This window comes from Bacillus cereus (assembly GCF_015071065.1).
Lineage (GTDB): Bacteria > Bacillota > Bacilli > Bacillales > Bacillaceae_G > Bacillus_A > Bacillus_A cereus_BA.
Window position 1 is genome coordinate 87347 of the sequence record NZ_VOVA01000004.1, and the last position, 23484, is coordinate 110830.

Genomic DNA, 23484 nt, shown 5'->3' on the forward strand with positions numbered 1-23484 from the left:
GAGGAGGAACTTTGAAAGTCTTAAGTGTGATAGTTCCAATTTATAATGCTGAAAAACACCTTGAAGAATGTTTAGATTCATTAGTTAAACAAAGTTTGAAGGAAATAGAGGTTTTATTAATTAATGATGGATCTACTGATAAAAGCCGTGAAATTGCTGAGGAATATGTAGAGAAATACGGTGATAAATTTCGATTAATTAATAAAGAAAATGGTGGAGTAGCGAGCGCGCGTAATAGAGGTCTAGAGCTAGCCACAGGAGAATACATTGCATTTTTAGATCCTGATGACTATGTTTTACCAAATACATATAGAGTAATGTATTTGAAATCTCGTAATACAAAATCAGATACCTTTATTGGTAATATTAAATGTTTTAATGAAGAGAAAACTTGGGGGCTCCCTTATATGGCAAAACTTTTTGAAGAAGATTTACCAGAAGTCCGCCATATTAAAAACAATCCAGAACTAAATTTAAGCCCCTCAGTTTGTAACAAACTTTTTAAAAGAAATCTTATATTAAAGTACAAGCTTAAATTTGATGAAGAAATTAATATAGGAGAAGATTTTTTGTTTACACAACAATGTTTATATTTATCCAATAGAACGTGTGTGTTAAATATAAATTCGTTGAACTATCGTGTAATTCAATCGGAGTCCTCTTTAACTAAGCGGAGCGATGTAATTTATTTCAAACATCTTTATAAAAATATACAAAAACTTAAAGAGTTTTACGTATCACATAATTTAAAAAAGTATAGTATTACCGCCGAAAAAAGACAATGGAAATTTTTTATTGATTCTATTATTGTTAGACAAAAAACCCTTAATCATCAAGAATTAGAAGAAGTTTTTGAAATAGGTTTTCGATTTTATAAAACGTTATTGAATGATTTTACTATGGATGAATTATTAGGGGAATTCAACCACTATGAATTATTAGGACATCAATTTTTAAAGAGTAATGAAAAGAAAAAGATGTTCCGATTATTGGATGTTATTAAAAATCCTAAAAAGTTCAGAAGGTCAAATGTTATAACTGCGCAAGCGGAAGTATATAGTTTCTTATATGGATATTTCCCAGAATATAGTGATTATCTCAGAGTTAAAAATGTTAACTTTAAAAAATTAAAATCAGTATTAAAATTAGAAGTTTTTAAAGTGAGAAATGGTATTTTAACAATAGGTGGATATATATTCCACTATAATTATGCTTCAGAAAAAGCCGATAAGAAACGACTTGTATTTCGTAACTTAGAAACAAAATCTGAAATTAGTGTAGATCTTGATAATGAATTAAGAACAGATATTACCAACTTAAATGGTTCCGGTGTTCAAAAATATGATTATTGTGGATTTAAGCAGAAAGATATCGATTTGAGAAATCTTAATTTAGAAAACGGTCATTGGGAAATAAGAATTATTGTAGAGAAAAATCAAGATGAAAAGTTATCTTTAGAGCACAGGATTCAAAGTAAAATTATTAATGATAAAAATTATGCAAAGAGGAACTTTATAAATGAGAAACAAATAGATACATTATTAAATCGAACTTATTTGACGATTAAAGTTTCTAAAGTTAGTGGATTACGGCATTTTAAAAATCAGCTTATTATTTATAAGCTGAATCTAAAGCAAGAGATGAAGTTATTGCGTAAAAGAATGTATAAGTCGTTATTTATAATTTGGTTATACAGATTACTAAGCTTCTATTTTAAGAAACAAGATATTTGGTTTATTGGGGAAAGACGTGATACCGCACAAGATAATTCATATCATCTTTTTAAATATATTAGGGAAAAGCATCCTGATATTAAATGTTATTATGTAATAGATAGAAAATCACCAGATTTCGATAAAATTAAAGATTATGGAAATATTGTTTACTTTAATTCAATTAGGCATACATTTTTACTGTTGGTTGCTTCAAAAATTATTAATAGTTATTCGGATAAAGTTTTTATGCATACAGAGGAATATAAACAAATAATAGGAATTTACCCGGAGTGGAGAGAGTATGGTAAAAATATTTTTCTGCAACACGGTGTAATAGGTGTAAGTAGAGTGAATCATGTTCTTCATAAAAATAAGACTAATTATGATTTATTTATTGTATCCTCAAAAGGAGAAAAAAGGCATATTGTTAAAGAGTATGGTTATCCAGAAAGTGAAGTGAAATTAACGGGGTTAGCCCGCTGGGATAATTTAGGGAAGATAAGTGAGGGAAATGAAATTTTAATTATGCCTACGTGGAGAGCGTGGATTAAAAATGAAGAAAGCTTGTTAAAGTCAGAGTATTTTCAAAGGCTTAATTCATTAATTCATAATGAAGAATTAATTAAATTGATAGAAGAAAATGATTTGGTTATTAATTTTTACCTTCATTATGAAGCACAAAGACTACTGGAAAATTTAGGGATTCAATTTGAGTCGACAAGTAAAAATATTAAAGTGATTAAAAAGGATAGTATTTCTGTGCAGCAACTTTTAAAGTCTAGTTCTTTGTTGATTACGGATTACTCAACAGTTTCTTTTGATTTTGCCTATATGTATAAACCAGTAATTTTTTACCAATTTGATTATGATCTATTCTTTAGCAAGCATTACAGAGAAGGGATTATAAATCATCAGACAGATCTATTTGGAAAAGTCATTAAAGATGAAGATCTCTTAATTTCAAAAATTCAATATTATGTAGATAATAAAATGAAAATGGAAACAAAATATAGAGAAAAGACCAAGAGATTTGTGATGAAACCTAAAAGAGGAACGCACTGTGCAATGATTTTTGAAGAAATTAGAAGTATAGATAAAGGTGTGGCAATATGAAAATTTGCGTAATAGGATTAGGATATATTGGTCTCCCTACTTCCGCCATGTTTGCGAAACATGGCGTTGAAGTAGTGGGGATTGATATTAAATCAGATGTTGTAGATAAATTAAACCGAGGAGAAATTCATATTGAAGAGCCAGAACTCGGAGGAATTGTAAAAGAAGCGGTAAATGCAGAGACGTTGCGTGCTTCACTTACACCGGAAGTAGCAGATGTTTTTATTATTACTGTTCCGACTCCTAATCAGAAAGATGAGCATAAATCATGTGATTTGACGGGAGTTTTAACGGCAGTTAAAAAAATTATTCCCTACATTAAAAAAGGGAATATATTAATTGTAGAATCAACAATTGCTCCTCGCAGTATGGATGATTATGTAAAACCTTTGGTTGAAGAGGCGGGATTTGTGGTAGGTAAAGATATCTTTTTAGTACATTGTCCAGAGCGTGTGTTACCAGGGAAAATTATGAATGAAATTGTTTATAATAATAGAATTGTAGGGGGAGTAACCCCAGCTTGTGCTAAGAAAGCTGCACAAGTATATGGCATATTTGTACAAGGAGAAATATTAGAGACAGATGCGAAAACTGCAGAGATGTCTAAGCTAATGGAAAATACATTCCGTGATGTTAATATTGCATTGTCAAATGAATTGGCCAAAATATGTAACAATTTAGAAATAAATGTATTAGATGTTATCGAAGTGGCGAATAAGCATCCACGTGTAAATTTACATCAACCAGGACCTGGAGTAGGAGGACATTGTTTAGCTGTCGATCCATATTTTATTGTAGCAAAGGCACCAAAACTTACAAATATTATTCAAATTTCTCGAGATACAAATGTTTCTATGCCTTCATATGTTGTAGAAAACGTTGGAAAATTACTTAAAGGAATTGAAAAAGCCAAAGTTGCTGTGTTTGGCGTGACTTATAAGGGAAATACAGATGATATGAGGGAGAGTCCAGCGCTAGAAGTTATAGACTTACTTCATGAACAAGGATACGAAGTTGCAATTCATGACCCATACATTCAGGCAAATTTCTTTAAAACACTATCATCAGAAGAGGCTGTGGAAGCAGCGGATTTACTCCTTGTATTAGCTGATCATAGTGAGTTTAGTAGCATGGATTATAATAAATTAGCTGCTAAAATGAGACAACCACTTCTTTTTGATACCCGTAACTGTATAGTAGAAAATCCAGGGATTGATATGAAAATTATTAATTTTGGAAATATATATAAGGTATTACAGGAAGATGGGATTATTGTATGAAAGCAATAAAAAGTGTTATTCGTGAACAATTAGATAGCATCTATTTGATGGGAAGACTTTCTTCGTATGAACTCAAGCAACAATATGCAGCGAGTACGTTAGGAGTTATATGGGTATTTTTAAATCCATTAACACAAATTTTAGTTTATTGGTTAGTATTTGGTCTAGGCATAAGAGGCGGGGCACCTGTAGAAGGGGTTCCTTTCTTTGTTTGGATGATATGTGGTATTATTCCATGGTTTTTTATTAACAGTTCAATTATTCAGGGCTCTAATTCTATTTACGCCAAGCTTAATGCAGTGTCTAAAATGAATTTTCCATTGAGTATTATTCCAACGTATGTTATATTATCGCAATTATATACACATATGATTTTGCTGGGTGTGCTATTAATTATTATAGTATTTATTAAAGGGTTAAGTTTTCTTAGTATAATTGGCTTGATATATTGCATATTTTCTACTTTTTGTTTCTTAATTGCATTAGCTTTTATCACTTCTACAATCTCTACCATTTCAAGAGATATACATTTGTTTATTCAATCAATTACAAGAATGTTATTTTATTTAACACCAGTATTGTGGAAACCAAGTGAACATATGAATGGTGCTTTTGCATTTTTAATGAAAGCAAATCCATTTTATTATGTGGTAGAAGGTTATAGACTTTCATTATTACATGGTGATATTAGTTTCATATGGTCATTATATACATTATATTTCTGGGGAATCGCAATTATTTTGTTTGTGATTGGATCAATGTTTCATATAAGGTTCCGCAAGCAGTTTGTTGACTACTTATAAAAGGTGAATGATTCAATGAATTATAAAGTGAAATTCGAACATGTAACAAAAAGGTATAAAATGTATAAAAAGCCCTCTGATAAATTAAAAGATCTATTTTTTAAAAGTGAAGATGGTGAGTACCATTACGCTTTAAATAATGTATCCTTTGAAGTACCAGAGGGGGAGATAGTTGGTATTGTTGGGTTAAACGGTTCGGGAAAAAGTACTCTATCTAATTTAATTGCTGGGGTGACAATTCCTAATAAAGGGAAAGTCACTATTAAAGGATCAGCAGCATTAATTGCAATTTCTTCAGGATTAAATGGACAATTAACAGGGCTTGAGAATATTGAGCTAAAAGGCTTAATGATGGGGCTTACGAAAGAGCAAATTAAAGAGATTACACCAAAAGTTATTGAGTTTGCTGATATAGGAAAATTTATATATCAACCAGTGAAGACTTATTCAAGTGGGATGAAGTCTAGAATTGGATTTGCGATTTCGGTTCATATTAACCCCGATATTTTGGTAATTGATGAGGCTCTATCTGTTGGAGATCAAACGTTTACTAAAAAATGTTTAGATAAAATGAATGAATTTAAGGAACAAGGGAAAACTATCTTTTTTATTAGTCATTCACTTTCTCAAGTGAAAAACTTCTGTACAAAAGCTCTTTGGCTACATTATGGTCAATTTAAAGAGTATGGGGATGTACATGAAGTAGTTGGACATTACGAAGGATTTTTAAAGAAATATAATCAAATGACTGCAGAAGAGCGAGAAAAGCAAAAAGAAGAAGAGGCATCGAATCTTCAACACGGATTATTACAAGTAAATTCTGCAAGTATTAAAAGAAAGCCTTACCGCAAAGCAAAGAAAAAACAATTTGTTATACCTGCTATTGTTTTAACGATGATAGTAGCAGGAATTACTGCAGGAATTTATTATAAAGATACACTGTTAGGTGCTAATAAGGCAGATACGAATGCAGAAAAAATTGTTTCAAGTAAGACTGTATCTGAAAACAAGATAAGCGAAAAAGAAAAGGTACAGAAGTACGTTGTAATGAATAATGGGATTAGTATCCGTAAAGAAGCGAAGATGAATAGTGATAAAATAGGTATAGCAAATTTTGGTGAGATTTTTAGTGTAGTTAATAAGGATAAGAATATAGAAAAAAATGAAGAATGGTTAGAAGTTAAGCTCTTAAATGGTGAAAATGGATGGATTAATACCAAGTATATAGAACCGTTTAAATTAGGAAATAAAATAGCTGAAGACACAAAGTTAACAGATTTAACTAATTTGTTAAAGCGTGTATATGGTGCAAATATTGCAATTTCTCCAGGGTATTTAGGGAAAGCAATTGATGAATTAAAAGTAGAATATCCTACGTCTTTAATTACATTGCCGGATCAAGCTGGGAAAAAGGTTGTTAAAGATGGAAATATTCAATTTGTTATTTCACAAGATAAGGTTGTTGAAGTTGTGTTTCAAGATATTTCAATGTCATTTGCAAAGTTACATGAATTACTAGGTACTGAGGCTATGAACAATGATATAGAAAAGCATTATTTCTATGAAACCCCAAGTTATTATATTGCAGCACGTTCAGATGAAACACATAAAGAAGTTCAATCGATATCGATAGTAAAAAAACAATAGTAGCAGGATTTGTTGGAGGTTTATCTTTCTTAAAAAGACAAATCTTATTTTGAATAGTTAAGCAGTTGATAAAAAATAGAGGGTTTAAAATGTTAAATATATATTAATCTGTACTCTTTGTAAAGGACGTTTTTAAAAAAAGTTAGGCGACATAAAGAAGATGATTTCTGTATCCTGGTCTTACCCCAGTCAAGTAGACAGTAATAGATTAGGTGTCTTTTCATTAAGCAGCCTTAATTCCAAATTCAATAGGACTAAGGTTGTTTAATCTTTTTTGAAATCTTTTGTTATTGTAATAGCTCATATATCTTTTAGTAGCCTTAAAAACTTCTGCTTTTTCATGAAACGTATGTTTATAAAAGCATTCTGCCTTAAAATGACTAAAAAAGCTCTCTATACATGCATTATCGTAACAATTTCCCTTCCTAGACATACTCACGGTTATTTTGTGCTTTTTAAGTAATTGGTTATATTTTTTTGACGTATACTGATAACCTCGGTCGCTATGTAATACTGTTTCGTGGACTTTTCTTTTTCTTAAGGCTTTATTAACTGTGTCTGTAACTAATTTTAAATTGTTGTATTCGCTCATTTGGTAGGCCACAACTTCGTTATTGTAAAGGTCTAGTATCACGGAAAGATATATGCGCTTATTGTTAAAGGTAAGATAGGTTATATCTGTAACCCATTTTTCATTTGGTCTTGTAGTTGAAAACTCTCTGTTTAACAGATTTTCCGACACGACGCATTGTTCTTTTAAACCAAAATGCCTCCACTTTTTCTTTCGAATCTTAGCTTGTATCCCCATTTTTCTCATTAAACGATATACTCTTTTGTGATTTACCTGTAAACCATAATACTTTGTGAGCCATATACAAATTCTTCGGTAACCATAGCTATCATTTATATCTGGATCTCGTTCGCATTCTACTATTTTAGACATGATAAATTGGTCCTCTTTCATCTTTTCAGAGGGATCGTTGATTCTTTTTTCCCACTTATAATATCCACTTCTTGAAACACCTGCAATTTCACAAAGCAATACAATTGAAAAGTTCTGTTTTAAGGTATGAATGACCTCGTATTCTACTGATTTAATTTTTTTGATCTCATCCCCTTTTTCGTAGCTAATAGCTTTTTTAAGTATGCGTTTTCCGCTTCTAATCGTTGTATTCTAGCATCTTGATTTATTTCATTTGTTTGTCTAGATCTTCCACGTTTTTCTTGTAGGCCCAGAATCCCTTCATTTTTATATTTTTTAATCCATCTATCTATAACTGAATATGTAACTCCTAATTCCTTTCCAATTAATTTACTTCCAATTCCTCTATGTAAGTACAATTCAATAGCTTTCATTTTAAAATCGATTGAAAAAGTTCTTCTAATTTTCCCCATAAAAAAATCCCCTCCATAATAAACAGTAAAGTAACTTTCTTTCAACTGTCTACTATAAGGGGATCATATCAATCCAACAGGAGTCATCTTTTTTTAATTCCATTGATATCTATAATGATTATAGTACGTCATATATTTCTTAATCTCTTGTTTTAACTCATTAAAAGACTCGCAAAGTTTTATATGTGCTTCATTGTAAACGCTAAAATAAAATTGATATTTTTCGCTAAGATGCTTTTTACACTCTCGCTAAAAAAATTCAACTTTCAAGTAAACTAGAAGTATTCGTTTACTAGGGGTTAGTATTTTGGAAGGGAATTAGTGTTATACATAGAAATTCATCAGCTCTATAAAAAGAGATTCAAAATCGTACAAATTGCAGAGGAATTAAAATGTAAAATCAAAAAACCCTTTACTTTTCATTAAAATTCATATTTCTAAATATCACATTTAAGAGAATGTAAGGAAAATAGAGAAATCCTAAGTAAAATTAGGGAATTAATGCGAAAAAGGTCGAAAATTAGGTTTTTATTTCTGATTTTTGTCATATATAATAAACCATGAATACGACATTAAGGCTTAATATATTTGATATAATTTGCCTTTCCCTAACTTGGGTATACACTCTTTTCAACCTCCGTGTCAGTAATAATTTATATTGAAAAGAGTGTATACATTTTTTTATTTGGAGGAAGAATTTTGAAGATGTTTTTTTATAATGACAAATAAGGGCTAAAATGGGATAATGATAGTATAACTTCTGGTGGTATGACCAATTTTGTTTAAGGAGAGAAGTGTATGCTAGATATTCAACAAATTAAAGAAATTATTCCTCACCGCTATCCATTTCTACTTGTTGATAAAGTTTTAGAGGTAGAAGAAGGAAAGCGTGCTATCGGAATAAAGAATGTTACAGCTAACGAAGAATTTTTCAATGGACATTTTCCTGATTACCCTGTAATGCCGGGTGTTTTAATTGTAGAAGCTTTAGCGCAAGTTGGAGCTGTTGCTATGCTGAAAAAAGAGGAGAATCGTGGTCGTCTTGCATTTTTTGCTGGTATCGATAATTGTCGTTTTAAAAGACAAGTACGTCCAGGTGATCAGCTTCGTTTAGAAGTCGAAATGACGCGTGTACGTGGAGCAATTGGAAAAGGGAAAGCAATTGCCACTGTAGACGGTGAAATCGCTTGTGAGACAGAAATTACGTTTGCACTTGGGGATAAAAAGGAATAATAGACGGTAAAGCGTTTTTATAGAGATAGGTGGATGTAGGGCTGAATTTGTAGCTTAGCATCCACCTATTTTATTTACACCTATTACTATGTTATTTGTCTAGAAAAGAAGAGGAATAGTTAGGGGATATTTTATAGATTGTAATTAAAAATAGGATGAAAGAATAAAAGCGAGATAGGGAGTAGAAATAGAAAGAAACTATAAAATTTTACGATGAGTTCATAAGAAGAACACAACTTTCCAGTAAAAGAAATATAAAATGAGCTTATAAAAATAGAGAAAAGAGATGATAAATGTGAAGCTATTCGAGGTTTTACATGATTATGAGAATGGAAAATTTGAAAATGGCGATATGTTTTTATATCAAAATAACCCAAAGATGATTGCAATGTTTAAATCGGGTAATTTTGTTTGGAGCGATAACCATGTAGCAGTTGATTGTAAAGATTTTTCAAAAGATATTTGGTACATTAGGGAAAAGCAGTAGATCTTTAAAGGAATTATAAATATTAGTTAGATACGAATGTATGTATAGGAATTCGTTTTAATATATTCTCTGAGTGTTCTATGTTAATTATTAATAATTATTGGGTATGCATGGAACAAGGAATAAGATGTTTTATAAATATAGAAAAAATCCATCTTAGTGCGAAAGGATGGAAGCTTTGAGAAATAATTAGTAATAAAAAGAGTAAAACTTATTATTTTATATGATAAAATTCCTTACGGTACAAAGTAGAGTCCATTGCGATAGATGGGCTCTATTTTGTGCTGTAAGGAATAATGTTACAGGTGAAGTTTTCTTATTCCGAATATACAGAATGATAAAGGGAATCCGTCAATTAACTAGTATCAGTGGATGATGAATTCCTTTATTGTAATGGTAAATACTGGTGTTCGTTTCTTAATTTTTCTTTCATTTTTAATCAAGATTAATGTAATATAGTAAAGAGTGTAAAAATAGATATACTATTTATAAATTTTGATAAAGAGGGTAAAGATATGAAAAAGAAAATTTTATTTTGGGTACTCGGTATTATTGGAGTACTAATTATAGGCGGAGGAGTTTATGCTTATAATGTATATTCTTCTGTATCTAAGACATTAGAGGAAGTTCATAAACCTCTAAAGCGTGATCAAAACAACAATAAAGTTGGCGAAAAAATTAGTAACGCTGAACCGGTTTCAATTTTATTATTAGGAGCAGATGAGCGCGGTGAGGATAAGGGACGTTCGGATTCTTTAATGGTTATCACGTTAAACCCTAAAAATAATTCAATGAAAACAGTAAGTATCCCTCGTGATACATATACAGAAATCGTTGGAAAAGGTAAAAGTGATAAAATCAACCATGCCTATGCATTTGGCGGCGTAGATATGTCTGTAGCGACAGTAGAAAAATTCTTGAATGTTCCTATTAATTATTATATTGAAGTGAACATGGAAGGATTTAAAGATATCGTTGATGCGGTCGGTGGGGTAGATGTAAGTAATGATTTAGAATTTACGCAGGATGGACATCATTTTGCAAAAGGAAATATACATTTAACAGGTGATCAAGCTTTAGCATTTACACGTATGCGTAAAGAAGATCCGCGTGGTGACTTCGGCCGTCAAATGCGTCAGCGCCAAGTGATGCAGGCTGTTATTAAGAAAGGTGCAAGCTTCTCTTCATTAGCAAGTTATGGAGATGTGTTAACAGCAATTCAAAAGAATGTAAAAACAAATTTAACACAAGATCAAATGTTTGATATGCAAAAGAACTATAAAGACTGCTTGAAAAATAGTGAGGATATTCAAATCCCGGGTGATGGACACAAAGCCGCTGACGGTATTTGGTACTACTATGTTCCAGATGCAGCAAAACAAGATTTAACGAATAAGCTAAAAGCACATCTTGAATTGAAATAGTAATTTTAAATATCCCTCACTATTTGTAAAGATAGTGAGGGATATTTAGTATCAGTATATTTCTATAATGAGCATGCGTGGGATTGGCATCAGAAACAACCGAATGGATATGCTAAATAAAATATAATAAGTGAAAGAGAGGGTATCGTCGACAAAATATGTTCGACAATACCCTCTCTTTTTTTGTATGATTTTTGCTATACTAAACTGTACTATAATACAGGATGGAAGGAGGAGAATGATGAAAGTACTTGTAGTTGATGATGAATCGAGTATTCGTAATTTGATTCGGATGCAGTTAGAGATGGAAGGGTATGAAGTATTGACGGCGGCTGATGGGAGAGAAGCTTTAGAGAGATGGAATGAGCAGCCGGATGTACTTATTTTAGATGTGATGCTTCCTGATACGGATGGGTATGAGTTATTACGTTTGTTCCGTGAGAAGGATAGAGATATTCCGGTGCTTATGCTGACAGCGAAGAGTCAGATGAATGATAAGTTACTTGGTCTTCAGCTTGGAGCGGATGATTATGTGACGAAGCCTTTTAATTATGCGGAGCTTATTCTTCGTGTGAAGAATATGAGTAGGCGTGTGAAGAAGGAGGAGGTTCCTTTAAATCATGAGGTGATTCGGGCTGGTGATTTACTTATTTGTCCAAAGGAACGAAAGCTTCATGTCAGCGGACAAGAAATTCAGTTAACTTACCGAGAGTTTAATTTATGTCAGTTGTTTGTTTCGAATCCGCAGCGTGTGTTTATGAGGGATGAGTTGCTTGAGAAGGTATGGGGGTTTGAGTATATCGGAAATACGAGAGCGGTTGATATTATGGTGCAAAGGCTTCGGAAGAAACTAGGGAAGAGCGGGGAGTATATTAAGACAATTTATGGCGTTGGCTATAAGCTAGATTGTTAAGTGGTGATGATATGTCTTTAAAACGAAATATGGTGTTTGGAATAGTTGGATTGTTGATCCCGATTCTTGTTCTTTTGTATGCGGTTGTTTATATTTCGCTAGAGAAGAATATGTATCATAATGCAGCGGATTCACTAGAAAAGTTAAGTGTAGAAGCTCAAATTTATACGATGAATTATTTAGAGAAGGAAGCAGAAGTGGAGACATTAAGTCCGAATTCGCTTTTAATTGCTTCGTATTTGGCGAAACGAATGGATGTCCGCGTGCAGATGATTGGGAAGAATGGAGATGTTGTTGCAGATACACAAAAGGGAGCGTTACTTCATCGGAATATGGATATTGAGAGTTCTTTGAAGGGAAAGAAAGCTTATGTTTTCGAGGAAGGAGATCCGGCGCCCATTCTTTTGTTTTCAAGTCCGGTTTATTATGGAAACGATGTCATTGGGAGCATTCGTTTTATAAATGAGCTAACGGGTGAGAAGGAAGTTTTAACAAATGTGAGCTGGACGTTTTTAATGACGTCGATTTGCTTAGTAGCTGCTGGTATTTTCTTTGCGATTCGTTTAGCGAAGTCTCTTCATAAGCCGATTGATCAGCTAAGACAAATGGCGCAGCGGCTTGCGAATGGGGATTATGAAAGTAAGATTGAGCTAAATGAGTATGTGGAGATTGCGCAGCTTTCAGCGTCTTTTAATGCGATGGCTGATGGGATTGAACTGCATATTAAGCAGCTCAAGGAAGAGAAAGAGAAACAAAAGGATTTCTTGGACCGCATTACGCATGAGCTGAAAACACCGCTAACGGCAATTATCGGTTATGTTGATTTAATTCCGAGGCTACAATCGAAGGAGGATGTGCAGGAGAGCCTCCGTTATGTAGCTGTAGAGAGTGAGCGGTTATTATCACTTGTAGAGGAATTACTTAAGTCTTCAAAGTACGGGACGAGTACGTTTGAAGTGTCACCTACAGTCGTAAATATTAAAGAGTTAGCAGAAGAAGCAGTTTCAATTGTGAAACTCAGGTTGCAGCAGTTTGAAATTGAAGTTATGAATGAGTTAACGGAAGTACACATTGTTGCGGATTTCGATAAGACGAAGCAAATTTTCTTGAATGTGCTTGATAATACGATTAAATATAGTGATGCTACGCAAATTCGTATGAATGTAATTGTAAATGAGCATGAGGCGAAGGTTTTTGTTCATGATGATGGTATCGGTATAGATGAAGGCGTGCTTGCGGAGTGGAATGAGTCTCCAGAAGGTAAAGTACTTCCTTCTAGTTACGGGAATGGCTATGGTTTGTATATTTGTCAGGAGATTATGAATAAGCAGGGCGGAAGTATGCGAATTGAGAGCAGCGAAGAGATGGGAACTGCAATATGTATTACATTTTTACTTCCGAGACGGATGGAAGACATAAAAAACTTGAAAGCGGTTAAATGATACATTTATGAAACAATTATGCGGTATTTTCGAAACAACGTTTTTTTATCTTGGAGGTAGGCAGAAATGAAAAGGCTATCATTTCAAATTCTTATGTTTGTCTTTTGTATGATTGCTTCTCTTATTTTGTTTTATGTTATTGAGAAGCAAATATACAACCGAATTACAATTGTGGATGACAAACAAGCCGTTTTACAAAGAGTGAATGAATCCCTTCCTACTCAGGTGAAAGTAAGGCATGAGAAGTGGGGAGAAATTGTTGTAACGGATGAAGTTCGTTTGCATACGATCGTTTCATTCTTTGACCGAATTCGAATAGAACCGAGAGAAGCGAAGAATCAAGAACAAGTATTTACTGGAGAAGTAACGTACTTGAATGGACATAAACGTACTTTTGCAGTAGGTGACTTGTTCCAGTATGAGGCTAATGTATACGGAAAGAATGGTACGGATCCGATGATCTCAGCATTTCAAACGTATTTGTTAAGCCTGTATTACACGCCGGAACGTATTAGTGATTTTTTTGCGTCAGCAAAAGATGTCATAGTACGCCAAGGTGATGTAGTACGTGCTATAGATCTTACGCATATACTCGATTCTATTCGGTACGCAAAACAAATTATAGATTACGGAGAAATTCAGAAGTTATTACAATCACAGAAGGATCCTATTGCTTATGTTACTGCCTATAAAACAGGCAAACGTGTAAAGAATGAGCGGGTGGATATTCTAACTATTTCTGTGTATCCAACGTACTTTGTTGTGCAATATCTCGGTGATAATAACGGGAATGTCATGTATATGAAGGGCTCCCTAGCAGAGTTATTTGTAAAGGAGAGTGTGTGATGAGAAAGATAGCCTTTTTCTTCTTTTTGCTAATAATCGGAGGAGCGATGTCTAGTTGCTCTCGAGATACAACCTCTATTAAATATAATAAAAGTGGTCTCCCTATTTTGAATGATCGTCATCTCGTTGCATATGTAGCAGCCCGCGAGGAAGTTGGTGAAGCTTTGCTTTCATCATTTTGTAAACAGCGCGGATGTACGTATGAATTTATTCGTCTTTCGACAGAAGAACTTCTTCGGAGAGTGGAAGAGGAAGCTGGAAATCCGAAGGCGGATATTATTATTGGTGGTACAGTAGATGCACATCAAATGATGAAGCAAAAGAACCTTTCTATTCCTGTTACGAGCCAGCATGCGAACCGTATTTCAAAGTCTGTTAAAGATAAAGATGGTTATTGGTACGGTTACGAAGTGGAGAAACTGGCAATTGCGATTAATAAAGAGCGGTGGAATGAAGAAATAGCACCGCTCGGTCTTCCATATCCATCAAGGTGGCAAGATTTATTAAACCCTGCTTACACTGGAAAGATTGTCATGCCAGATCCAAATGTTTCAGGTACTGCATATACGTTGTTTCAATCACTCATTGATACTTTAGGTGAAGAAGAGGCAAAAGCGTATGTAAAGAATCTTGCGAGGCAAGTTGGTGAAGTGACGGTGAATGGTTATATGCCAGTAGAACTTGTGGCGAGCGGTGAATATATGATAGGCATTAATTTTGCGGGAGATCAGAGAATGCTTCAAAAACAAGGCTTTCCTATTATAAGTAACGAACCTGAGCAAACAGGGTTGTCTGTTAATGCGATTTCGAAACTAAAGCGTGCGCCGAGTGGTATTATTGCGGACTTATTTATTGATTATTGTTTATCAGAAGAAGCGGGGCACATTTTAGAAAAAGTTTCGTTTGGCGTACCAACGATGTTTGCGAAGAATGAGAAAGAGATAGAAGGTCAGCCAGTTAGAAGAACAAACAAAAATATATCAAATAGTGGAATAATCGAGATATGGAATAGACAACGTCTCTCTCAAAAGTGAGAAAAGGAGACGGAAAAATATGTTTAAATGGCTTAAGCCAGCACCTGCAATTGAGAGATTACCAGCGGATATGATCGCTAAAGTATATACATTACTGCGTATTCGTGTACTAATTGGAATTTCAGTTGGGTATGCTGCTTATTATTTAGTGCGCAGTAACTTTACGTTATCAAGTACGTATTTAGTACAAGAATATGGTTTTAGTACAGCTCAAATTGGACTACTAGGTTCAGTAATGGCGATTGTTTATGGATTTAGTAAGTTCTTTATGGGGAATTTATCAGATAAAGCTTTTGCCCAGCGCTTTATCGCAGTCGGATTATTCTTATCAGGGCTTGTAAATATTTGCTTCGGGTTTGCAAATTCATTTGGGATGATTGTTACATTACTTGTTTTGAACGGTATTGTACAAGGTATGGGAGCACCACCTTGTAGTATTGTTATGACGAAATGGTTCTCGAAGAAAGAACGTGGTACGAAAACAGGTATTTGGAATATTTCACATAACGTTGGTGGAATGCTAGTGCCGCCCCTTGTCGGAATTGGTGTCGGTATTTTCGGTGAAAATAATTGGCAAGGTGGAGTATTTATTTTCCCAGCGATTATCGCAATGGTAATTGCAGTTCTTGTTTGGATTAATGCGAAGGATACACCAGAATCTGAAGGTCTTCCTCCAATTGATGAGTATCGTAATGATTATGAAAATCTTGAAAAAGCAGATAATGCTAATAAGATGTCACCAAAAGAAATTTTAATGAAATATGTAGTGACAAATAAGTTCGTTTGGTATTTATGTATTGCGAATGCATTTGTTTACTTAATTCGTTTCGGTGTTATTAACTGGGTTCCGCTTTATTTAACAACAGTTAAAGGTTTTTCAAAAGCAGAAGCGCATGCTGCATACGCGATTTTTGAAGGTATGGCAATTCCAAGTTCATTAATCGTTGGTCTTTTAAGTGATAAGTTATTTAAAGGAAAACGTATGCCGTTATGTATTATGAGTATGGCCGGAGTTGTTGTTGGTACGGTTGTATATTGGCAAGCATCTAGCGTACTTGTTGTAAGTATTGCAGTTTCTATTATCGGTTGTTTAATTTACGTACCACAATTCTTAATCGGTTTAAGTGCGATGGAATTAGTACCGAAATTTGCAGTAGGTACAACAGTTGGTATGTGTGGTCTGTTCGGTTATGTAGGAGGAAGTCTTGTAGCGAACGCAGCAATTGGTGTTATTGTTGATCGTTCTGGCTGGGATGGCTGCTTCATCTTACTATTAGCAGGCGGTATTTTATCAACAGTATTCTTATTTATCGTTCAACGTGGACATGAGAGAAAAGGTCCTAAAGTGGCGTAATATATTATATAGAAAAGCTATCCAATTATCATTTTGGATGGCTTTTTCTATATACAATAATCTTTCCTTAAAACTATCTTAAAAGATAGGATGTCATATTTCTAATCATTGGTATTTTTGTTACAATATAAATGATTGTGTAAAACTTTGTAAAATGAGTGTAACAATGTAAGTGGAATTATCATTTTCGGAAAGTTTTATACAATTAAATATCTATTAAACTATAAGATATAAAAGGAGAGAGAATATGTTACCAAATACGGTTCGTACTCCAAATAAGAAGAAGAAATGGATTATTATCGGGGTTATTGCACTAATTGTTATTGTTGCAGCAGTTAATATTTTTGTTATGCAAGGTAAGAAGAAAGGTACGGCTAAGACAGATGCTGTAAGTTTTGAGAAAGTGACAGAGCGTAAGCTTAATAATACGAAGTTAATTTCTGGTCAGGTGAAGCCAGGGAATATTGAAAGTTTCTATGCGGATCCGGCCAAAGGAAAAGTGAAAGATATTGCGGTGAAAGAAGGACAAGAGGTAGAAAAAGGAACGAAGCTATTCTCTTATGATAATGAAGAAATTAATCTACAAATGAAGCAAGCTGAGCTTGATCAGAAGATGGCTGATATGCGTTATGATCAAGGGAAAAAGAAGATTGATTCGTTGAAGAAAGAAATTAAGAAGGCAAAAGATAGTGGGGCTGGGAAAGAAGTAACAGACTCAATGGAAGAACAAGTAAGCGAGTTAGAAATGGCGCAAAAAACAACTGACCTTGAGAAAGAAAAAGGAAAGTTACAAAAAGAAGAGTTAAGTAAAAAACAGAACGAACTTACGATTTATAGTAATTTTACTGGTGTTGTACAGAAGTTAGATAAAGATGCAGCGCAAAGTTCATCTCAGGCGTTAGGTGGTCAAGGGAAAGCATTCTTACAAGTAGCTTCTAAAGACCCGTTCCAAGTTCAAGGGACTTTAACAGAGCTTCAAAAGTCACAAATTCAAAAAGATCAAACGTTCACTGTAACTGCGAAAGCAAATAATAAGAAGAAGTGGACAGGTAAGATTACGGAAGTAAGTGAATTCCCAACGAGTGCAGAGATGGCTCAAGCTGCTGGTGAGGGAACTCAAAATATGTCTCAGTATACATATAAAGCAAGTCTTGATAGCCAAGATGGTTTATCTCCAGGTTATCACGTTTCGCTGCAAGTAAATTTAGAGAATAAGACGATGATTGCTGTTCCAACTAAGAGCATTGTAGAAAAAGGCGAAGATGCATTTGTTTATATCGAAGAAAAAGGAAAGCTTCGTAAACAAAATGTGAAAAAAGGTGCTACTGATGGAGACTGGACAGAGATTGTTGAAGGCGCAACAGTGGGGCAAAAGGTGGTTAAAAATCCTTCCGACAACGTGTATGACGGAATGGAAGTGAAAGAGAAATGATTACGTTAAATAATATTTCTAAAACGTATTATCAAGGGAAGTTGGCAGTGCCGATCTTACATGGTATTAGTTTAACGATTCAAAGCGGTGAGTTTATTTCGATTATGGGACCATCTGGTTCAGGTAAATCAACGCTTATGAATATTATCGGTTGTTTAGATCGTCCAACAGAGGGCGAATATATGCTGAATGATGTGAATATCTTAACAGCAGACGAGTCAAAACTAGCTTTAATTCGTAATGAATATATCGGTTTTGTGTTCCAGCATTTTAATTTACTGCCGCGTCTTTCCGCAGTGGAAAACGTTGAACTTCCGCTCATCTATGGTGGGGTGAAGAAAGCAGAACGTCGTCAGAGAGCTCTTGAAGCGCTTGGAAAAGTTGGATTATCAGATAGAGTACACCATTTACCTAGTGAGTTATCAGGTGGACAGAAGCAACGTGTAGCGATTGCGAGATCGATTGCAAATAATCCAACGTTTATTATGGCCGATGAGCCGACAGGTGCACTTGATACGAAGTCTGGTGCACAAGTTATGGATATTTTCACGAAGCTCAATGCAGAAGGTACGACGATTGTTATGGTTACGCATGAAGAGGAAGTAGCTGCTTATTCTTCTCGTCGCATTGTATTGCGAGATGGGAAAATTACAGAAGATAGAAGGTGTGCGGTATGAGCTTACTAGATAGTATGAAAATTGCCTTATCTTCTATTTTAGCTCATAAACTACGCTCAGCTCTGACGATGCTTGGGATTATTATCGGTGTAGGTTCTATCATTACCGTCGTTGCGATTGGGCAAGGCGGGGAAGCTGCACTGAAATCTCAATTTGTTGGGTCAGGTAATCAAACGGTTCCGATTCATTATAGTGCCGATATGAATGATCCTTTTGGTATGGGGATGGTAGAAGCACCGAAGATAACTGAAGAAGATATTTTTGAAATTAAAAAAATTCCAGAGATCGCACATGTTGTAACAACAAATTCAAGTATGGAACCACTTGATATTGAAGATAAAATAGAAATGGTGAGTATTACTGGATTAGACAGTGAGTACTTTGCAGTAAATAAAGTAAAGTTGTTAAAGGGACGTTCTTTACAAGAATCAGATGTGGATCAAGGTAATAACGTTGTCATGATTAGTAAACAAATGGAAGAAAAGGTGTTTAAGGATGCCAATCCAGTCGGTAAAATTATTGAAATGAAAGGTCAACCGATGCAAATTATTGGTGTCTATAAATCAGATAACGAGTTTATGGGAATGGGACCATCAGAAGCACTAGTTCCAATTTCATTATGGCCGACACTGTATGGAAAAGATGAAATTCAAAATATTTCTGTTCAAGCAAAAAATGTAGATAATCTAGAAAAAGCAGGTAAAAAAGCTGCAGATGTCTTAAACAGTCGTAAACCGAGTGATGCAACTGGTAAATACGAAGTTATGAATTTAAAAGAACTTCAAGAAGGTATTTCAAAAATGACAGGTATTATGACGATGATTATCGGCGGTATCGCTGGTATTTCACTAGTCGTTGGTGGTATTGGCGTTATGAACATCATGCTTGTATCTGTAACGGAGCGTACACGTGAAATTGGGGTGCGTAAAGCGCTTGGGGCAACACGTAGTAAAATTTTATTACAATTTTTAATTGAAGCAGTTATGTTAACGCTTCTAGGTGGTTTAATCGGAATTGGTCTTGGGTATGGCGGGGCATATATCGTTTCCACATTTGCGAAGTGGCCACCGCTCGTTTCATGGGAAGTTGTCGTTGGAGGCGTATTGTTCTCTATGACACTAGGTATTATCTTCGGATTAATTCCAGCGAACAAGGCTGCGAAATTAGATCCAATTGAAGCACTTCGTTATGAGTAGACTATTAGTGTAGTAGAGAGGAGCTTCTCTACTACACGTTACCGTTCTAGTGGGCGGTTCGTAGCCTCTTGCGTGAGGATGTGAACCGCCCGTTAGAACGGGTTATATAAATAGAAGGAGGCGTTATAATGGAAGCGAATTTGAATACGCAAAAAGTTGGCGGAGAGAAGCCCTCTTTATTTGGGATGATTACATCTCCTGGTGTACAGTTTGAGAGAATGAAGACTAGTAATGCGGTTTGGGGTGCATTTTGGTTACTTGTTTTATTAGCGGGGATTGTAGGAGGACTTGCTTCTTATGTGTACTCCCTAACTCCTGAGGCGATTAAGGTTAATAAGGATTTGGGTATTAGCGTTACGCCTGTAATGGCGTTTGGTACGGGTGCAGTATTCGGTGCTATTGGTATGGCGGTAGGTTTCTTTATTAGTGCAGCGGTGTATAAAGTGTTAATGATGTTAATGAGCAATGATACTTCTTATAAGAAATTATTAACGATTAGTGTGTACTCAAGCATTATTTCATTACTTGGTTTATTAATAAATACAGTTTTAGCACTTGTTTTAGGTGGATCAGGGCAAGAAATGTACACTGGTTTAGGTCCGATTTTCGCTTCAAGTGGTGGTGTTGCAAAAGGTATTGCAAATAATATTGAAGTGTTCACAATTTGGGGATTTGTTATTACATGGTTAGGTCTTCAAATTACAGCTGGTTTAAGTAAAAAGAAAGCAACAATTCTTATGGTTGTCTTCTTTATCTTAACTATTGGATTTGGCGCGGTAAAAGGAATGTTCCAATAATAGTGATGTTTTATGTCACTAGAAAGAAATGCAGCAATTATTTTTATAATTGCTGCATTTTTTTTGTAAGGAGGGATAAATATGCTTAAGAAATTTTCAGCAAATATTTTGTTTATGTTAGTCGTAACATTGTTAGCTGTAGAATATATGCCGAATAAGAATCCTTATATATTTGTTGGGGTTACAAGCTGTATTTTAGCTACTGGTTTATATGCGATCGATAGATTTTTCAAAAGCATAGCTAAAGAGTAATATAGTTTGCCAATATATAAACAAAAGGTTCCTTCTAATGTATAGGAGGAACCTTTTTTATTTTTACCCCTATTTCAAATACCCCAAGCAGAATTTCAAATTCTGACTAGTGTAATTTCAAATTCCAGCAGCAGTATTTGAAATTACCCACAATGAAATTTCCTTTCTCATTTTATATTGTAGAGGTACCGCGGAATACTGAAGAGGTATACCTTTTAGAAACGGGTACTGTGTGAAGCCAGCGACTTTTACAGATACGGTTGTTTTGTATGAAGGTATGATTGTAAATCAAATAAAGAGGTTAAATATTTACCAAGATTATGAAGAGTATTATCAATGTGGTTTAATTGGTCTTTGGCATGCTTATGAAAGGTATGAGGAGGAGAAAGGGAGTTTTCCTGCTTATGCTGTCGTAACAGTACGTGGTTATATATTGGAGAGGTTGAAGAAAGAATGCGTAGTGCAAGAGCGGTATGTATGTACCGGTGAGTATGAGGAACGATTTGAGTGTGAAGATGCGGGAACGAGAGCGAAGGACTTTATGAGTGTGTTAGATGAGAAGGAGAAGCACATCATTTCAGAGCGGTTTTTTGCAGGTAAAAAGATGGGAGAGATAGCTTCTGAAATGGGGATGACGTACTATCAAGTGAGATGGGTATATCGACAAGCGCTTGAGAAAATGCGAGATAGTGTAAGGGGGTAAGAATAATAAGTAGAATGGAAGGCAAAGGAAATATTGCGTTCCATTCTATTTATTTTAAGGCAGTAAATGTGACAAGGGGTTTTTTGAGTGTAGTGAATCCTTCATGTTCATTCGGGATAATACATGTCCAGCTTTCAAAAATTGTTGCTGTAACTTATGAGGACTTATTAGTAGTGTTACGGTAGTTCCATTTGAAAAATGAATGATAGATTTTTTAATGTTCTTAAAAAATTCTATCTCCTCTATATGGTTATAGAACAACCAAATACAGTTTGGAGAAGAAGGAGATTCTGTTGGGAAAACACAAATATATTCTCTATGATTAATCGGGATTGGAACATTTTGTTTGAGCTTAAAGTTTATTTGGACTGCATGACGTCTACCTTGATAAGTAGAATGAACATGTGTTAGACAAGATTTCTTTATGAGTTGGATAGCTGTTTGGCAAGAGTACAGAGGGTTGCCGCTACTGTCGATCATTTTTGTCCGGTAATAAGGGTGTTTACAAGGTTCGAGCATCATTGTAGAACTAGAAATAAAAATATCATTTTCATTATCCATGATTCTAAAATCCTCCCTTATAAAATTGTTATTCTGAATATAATTATATACGAATTATGTAAAATTATTATTAATCTTTTGTTTCGTATTGTAAATTTTTACGGTTCGTTTACAATCAATAGATGATAGTCTTTCTAATTTGCATCGCTTGTACATATATATGAAAATAGAAAAGAGTAGGCGGTGATATAGCATGAAGAAAAAGTATATTATTATGGCTCTAGCTGTTGTTCTCTTAGTTTATTTAGCAAACAGTAATCCGGGTAAGGGAGAATATACGGATTGGGCAGCAAAACAATTTATGAAGCGTAATGATGTGAGTAAGAAGCTAGAAGAGGTTGAGAAAGAAAATAAAGAGGGTATACTTGGCGACTTAGCATCGGCGGGAAAGAAATTGGCAAATAAGTATGTGGAACCACAAGTTGGATTATTAATCGAACATTATACAAAGCGAAATGATTATATTTTCTTCTCAACATATACGACAGAATTTGATTTAGGTGGGGAAAATTATAAGTATGTTTGTGTTGGTTTTTCAAACATCTTTATCCCAATTGAAATGCCGAAGAAAAAAGACGAATCTGCAAAATAATGCAGATTCGTCTTTTTGATTTATGGAGTAATCTGAACTTCAGATACAGTTTTTTCTACGAGGCGTGCCCCTTTTTTACGAGTATTTTCACTAATTGATGAAAATACAGATGAAGCAAGAATGGTATCCATTACTTGATTTACGACTAGTTCATTTACTGGTGTAATGGGATTATCGATAGAAAAGGAAACTGTTTTTCCATCTTCTTTCACGAAAATCAATTCGAGTACTTGCATGCTTTATTCCCTCCTTTTTATTTACAGATTAGAAAGATCTGACGTGCTTACAAGTTGTACGGCGTGAAGTGATGATTGTTGTAGTGAAGCAAGAGCACGTGCTACTTCATGTACTTTTCCTAAATCTGCGTTTGTTTTCACACGTTTGAATTGCTTGTTCTTAAAAACTGTTTTACCGTTTTTGTCTAATCCTCCGTTTAATACGAGACGTAAAGTTAAATCCATTACGATTGTTTCAACTGCCATGTTTATCACCCCCTTTCACTTTATAAATAGGTGGTGAATGTCATGTTTTGGCGTGAAATTTTTTCTTTTTTTTGGTACTCTTAAAAGACTAAGAGAGGAGTTTTCG

The 23484-nt window shown here is 34.4% G+C and carries 24 protein-coding genes and 1 pseudogene; 19 read left to right on the forward strand and 6 right to left on the reverse strand.

The annotated features are described in order from the left end of the window. The first annotated feature begins 11 nt into the window (after window positions 1-11). From FT637_RS13740 to tagH, 4 genes are read left to right on the forward strand one after another with little or no spacing between them, the layout of a single operon-like run. Complete coding sequence (locus tag FT637_RS13740) at window positions 12-2828, forward strand: CDP-glycerol glycerophosphotransferase family protein (protein WP_193646782.1); 2817 nt, start codon at window positions 12-14, stop codon at window positions 2826-2828. Next, the gene (locus FT637_RS13745; RefSeq protein WP_193646783.1) at window positions 2825-4108 is read left to right on the forward strand and encodes a nucleotide sugar dehydrogenase; all 1284 of its coding nucleotides are present in this window, start codon (window positions 2825-2827) and stop codon (window positions 4106-4108) included. Before FT637_RS13740 ends, FT637_RS13745 begins: the two co-directional genes overlap by 4 nt. After that, window positions 4105-4911 carry an ABC transporter permease gene (locus FT637_RS13750; protein ID WP_193646784.1) on the forward strand — a complete coding sequence of 269 codons (807 nt, stop codon included), beginning with the start codon at window positions 4105-4107 and terminating at the stop codon, window positions 4909-4911. Before FT637_RS13745 ends, FT637_RS13750 begins: the two co-directional genes overlap by 4 nt. Before the next feature lie 15 nt (window positions 4912-4926). Further along, window positions 4927-6558, forward strand: coding sequence for a teichoic acids export ABC transporter ATP-binding subunit TagH (tagH, locus tag FT637_RS13755; RefSeq protein WP_193646785.1), 1632 nt, complete (start codon window positions 4927-4929; stop codon window positions 6556-6558). A 223-nt stretch (window positions 6559-6781) separates the two neighbouring features. On the opposite strand, the gene FT637_RS13760 is transcribed toward tagH, so the two are convergent. The 3 genes and pseudogenes from FT637_RS13760 to FT637_RS30610 form a co-directional block, all read right to left on the reverse strand. Then, window positions 6782-7723: an IS3 family transposase gene (locus FT637_RS13760; protein ID WP_193647022.1), complete on the reverse strand. Its 942-nt coding sequence runs from the start codon at window positions 7721-7723 to the stop codon at window positions 6782-6784. Continuing rightward, window positions 7645-7953, reverse strand: coding sequence for a helix-turn-helix domain-containing protein (locus tag FT637_RS13765; RefSeq protein ID WP_193646786.1), 309 nt, complete (start codon window positions 7951-7953; stop codon window positions 7645-7647). Before FT637_RS13765 ends, FT637_RS13760 begins: the two co-directional genes overlap by 79 nt. Before the next feature lie 93 nt (window positions 7954-8046). After that, a pseudogene (locus FT637_RS30610) lies at window positions 8047-8148 on the reverse strand (IS3 family transposase); the annotation flags it as partial. A gap of 603 nt (window positions 8149-8751) precedes the next feature. On the opposite strand from FT637_RS30610, the gene fabZ reads away from it, so the two are divergent. The 14 genes from fabZ (at window position 8752) to FT637_RS13835 (ending at window position 21743) form a co-directional block, all read left to right on the forward strand. Beyond that, window positions 8752-9186: a 3-hydroxyacyl-ACP dehydratase FabZ gene (fabZ, locus tag FT637_RS13770; protein WP_000884318.1), complete on the forward strand. Its 435-nt coding sequence runs from the start codon at window positions 8752-8754 to the stop codon at window positions 9184-9186. A 286-nt stretch (window positions 9187-9472) separates the two neighbouring features. Beyond that, window positions 9473-9673, forward strand: coding sequence for a hypothetical protein (locus FT637_RS13775; RefSeq protein ID WP_193646787.1), 201 nt, complete (start codon window positions 9473-9475; stop codon window positions 9671-9673). Window positions 9674-10188: 515 nt separating this feature from the next. Next, window positions 10189-11097 carry a LytR family transcriptional regulator gene (locus tag FT637_RS13780; RefSeq protein ID WP_193646788.1) on the forward strand — a complete coding sequence of 303 codons (909 nt, stop codon included), beginning with the start codon at window positions 10189-10191 and terminating at the stop codon, window positions 11095-11097. Between the two features lie 241 nt (window positions 11098-11338). Then, window positions 11339-12010, forward strand: coding sequence for a response regulator transcription factor (locus FT637_RS13785; protein WP_193646789.1), 672 nt, complete (start codon window positions 11339-11341; stop codon window positions 12008-12010). 11 nt (window positions 12011-12021) lie between these two features. Next, a complete protein-coding gene (locus tag FT637_RS13790; protein ID WP_193646790.1) occupies window positions 12022-13452 on the forward strand; it encodes an ATP-binding protein in 1431 nt (476 codons plus the stop codon). A 66-nt stretch (window positions 13453-13518) separates the two neighbouring features. Next, window positions 13519-14298, forward strand: a complete 780-nt coding sequence (locus tag FT637_RS13795) for a DUF3919 family protein (RefSeq protein WP_193646791.1) — start codon at window positions 13519-13521, stop codon at window positions 14296-14298. After that, window positions 14298-15332 (forward strand): ABC transporter substrate-binding protein, encoded by a 1035-nt coding sequence (locus FT637_RS13800; RefSeq protein WP_193646792.1) that lies wholly within the window; start codon window positions 14298-14300, stop codon window positions 15330-15332. Before FT637_RS13795 ends, FT637_RS13800 begins: the two co-directional genes overlap by 1 nt. Window positions 15333-15351: 19 nt before the next feature. Continuing rightward, window positions 15352-16686 (forward strand): MFS transporter, encoded by a 1335-nt coding sequence (locus FT637_RS13805; protein ID WP_193646793.1) that lies wholly within the window; start codon window positions 15352-15354, stop codon window positions 16684-16686. A 247-nt stretch (window positions 16687-16933) separates the two neighbouring features. Further along, window positions 16934-18118, forward strand: coding sequence for an efflux RND transporter periplasmic adaptor subunit (locus tag FT637_RS13810; RefSeq protein ID WP_193646794.1), 1185 nt, complete (start codon window positions 16934-16936; stop codon window positions 18116-18118). After that, a complete protein-coding gene (locus tag FT637_RS13815; RefSeq protein WP_002144795.1) occupies window positions 18115-18795 on the forward strand; it encodes an ABC transporter ATP-binding protein in 681 nt (226 codons plus the stop codon). The genes FT637_RS13810 and FT637_RS13815 overlap by 4 nt, the downstream gene beginning before the upstream one ends. Then, window positions 18792-19991, forward strand: a complete 1200-nt coding sequence (locus FT637_RS13820; protein WP_070170705.1) for an ABC transporter permease — start codon at window positions 18792-18794, stop codon at window positions 19989-19991. Before FT637_RS13815 ends, FT637_RS13820 begins: the two co-directional genes overlap by 4 nt. A gap of 128 nt (window positions 19992-20119) precedes the next feature. Further along, window positions 20120-20788 (forward strand): Yip1 family protein, encoded by a 669-nt coding sequence (locus FT637_RS13825; protein ID WP_193646795.1) that lies wholly within the window; start codon window positions 20120-20122, stop codon window positions 20786-20788. A gap of 81 nt (window positions 20789-20869) precedes the next feature. Further along, window positions 20870-21040 carry a hypothetical protein gene (locus FT637_RS13830; RefSeq protein WP_193646796.1) on the forward strand — a complete coding sequence of 57 codons (171 nt, stop codon included), beginning with the start codon at window positions 20870-20872 and terminating at the stop codon, window positions 21038-21040. Between the two features lie 232 nt (window positions 21041-21272). Continuing rightward, window positions 21273-21743 carry a sigma-70 family RNA polymerase sigma factor gene (locus FT637_RS13835; protein WP_193646797.1) on the forward strand — a complete coding sequence of 157 codons (471 nt, stop codon included), beginning with the start codon at window positions 21273-21275 and terminating at the stop codon, window positions 21741-21743. A gap of 54 nt (window positions 21744-21797) precedes the next feature. Here the strand turns inward: FT637_RS13835 and FT637_RS13840 are convergent, their stop codons facing one another. After that, entirely contained in the window at window positions 21798-22304 is a 507-nt protein-coding gene (locus FT637_RS13840) for a competence protein ComK (RefSeq protein WP_193646798.1), read from the reverse strand. Window positions 22305-22497: 193 nt separating this feature from the next. On the opposite strand from FT637_RS13840, the gene FT637_RS13845 reads away from it, so the two are divergent. Next, complete coding sequence (locus tag FT637_RS13845) at window positions 22498-22896, forward strand: DUF4359 domain-containing protein (protein ID WP_002034805.1); 399 nt, start codon at window positions 22498-22500, stop codon at window positions 22894-22896. A 20-nt stretch (window positions 22897-22916) separates the two neighbouring features. Here the strand turns inward: FT637_RS13845 and FT637_RS13850 are convergent, their stop codons facing one another. Next, window positions 22917-23132, reverse strand: coding sequence for a DUF2922 domain-containing protein (locus tag FT637_RS13850; protein ID WP_193646799.1), 216 nt, complete (start codon window positions 23130-23132; stop codon window positions 22917-22919). A 21-nt stretch (window positions 23133-23153) separates the two neighbouring features. After that, window positions 23154-23378, reverse strand: a complete 225-nt coding sequence (locus FT637_RS13855) for a DUF1659 domain-containing protein (RefSeq protein ID WP_002016256.1) — start codon at window positions 23376-23378, stop codon at window positions 23154-23156. Between the last annotated feature and the right edge of the window lie 106 nt (window positions 23379-23484).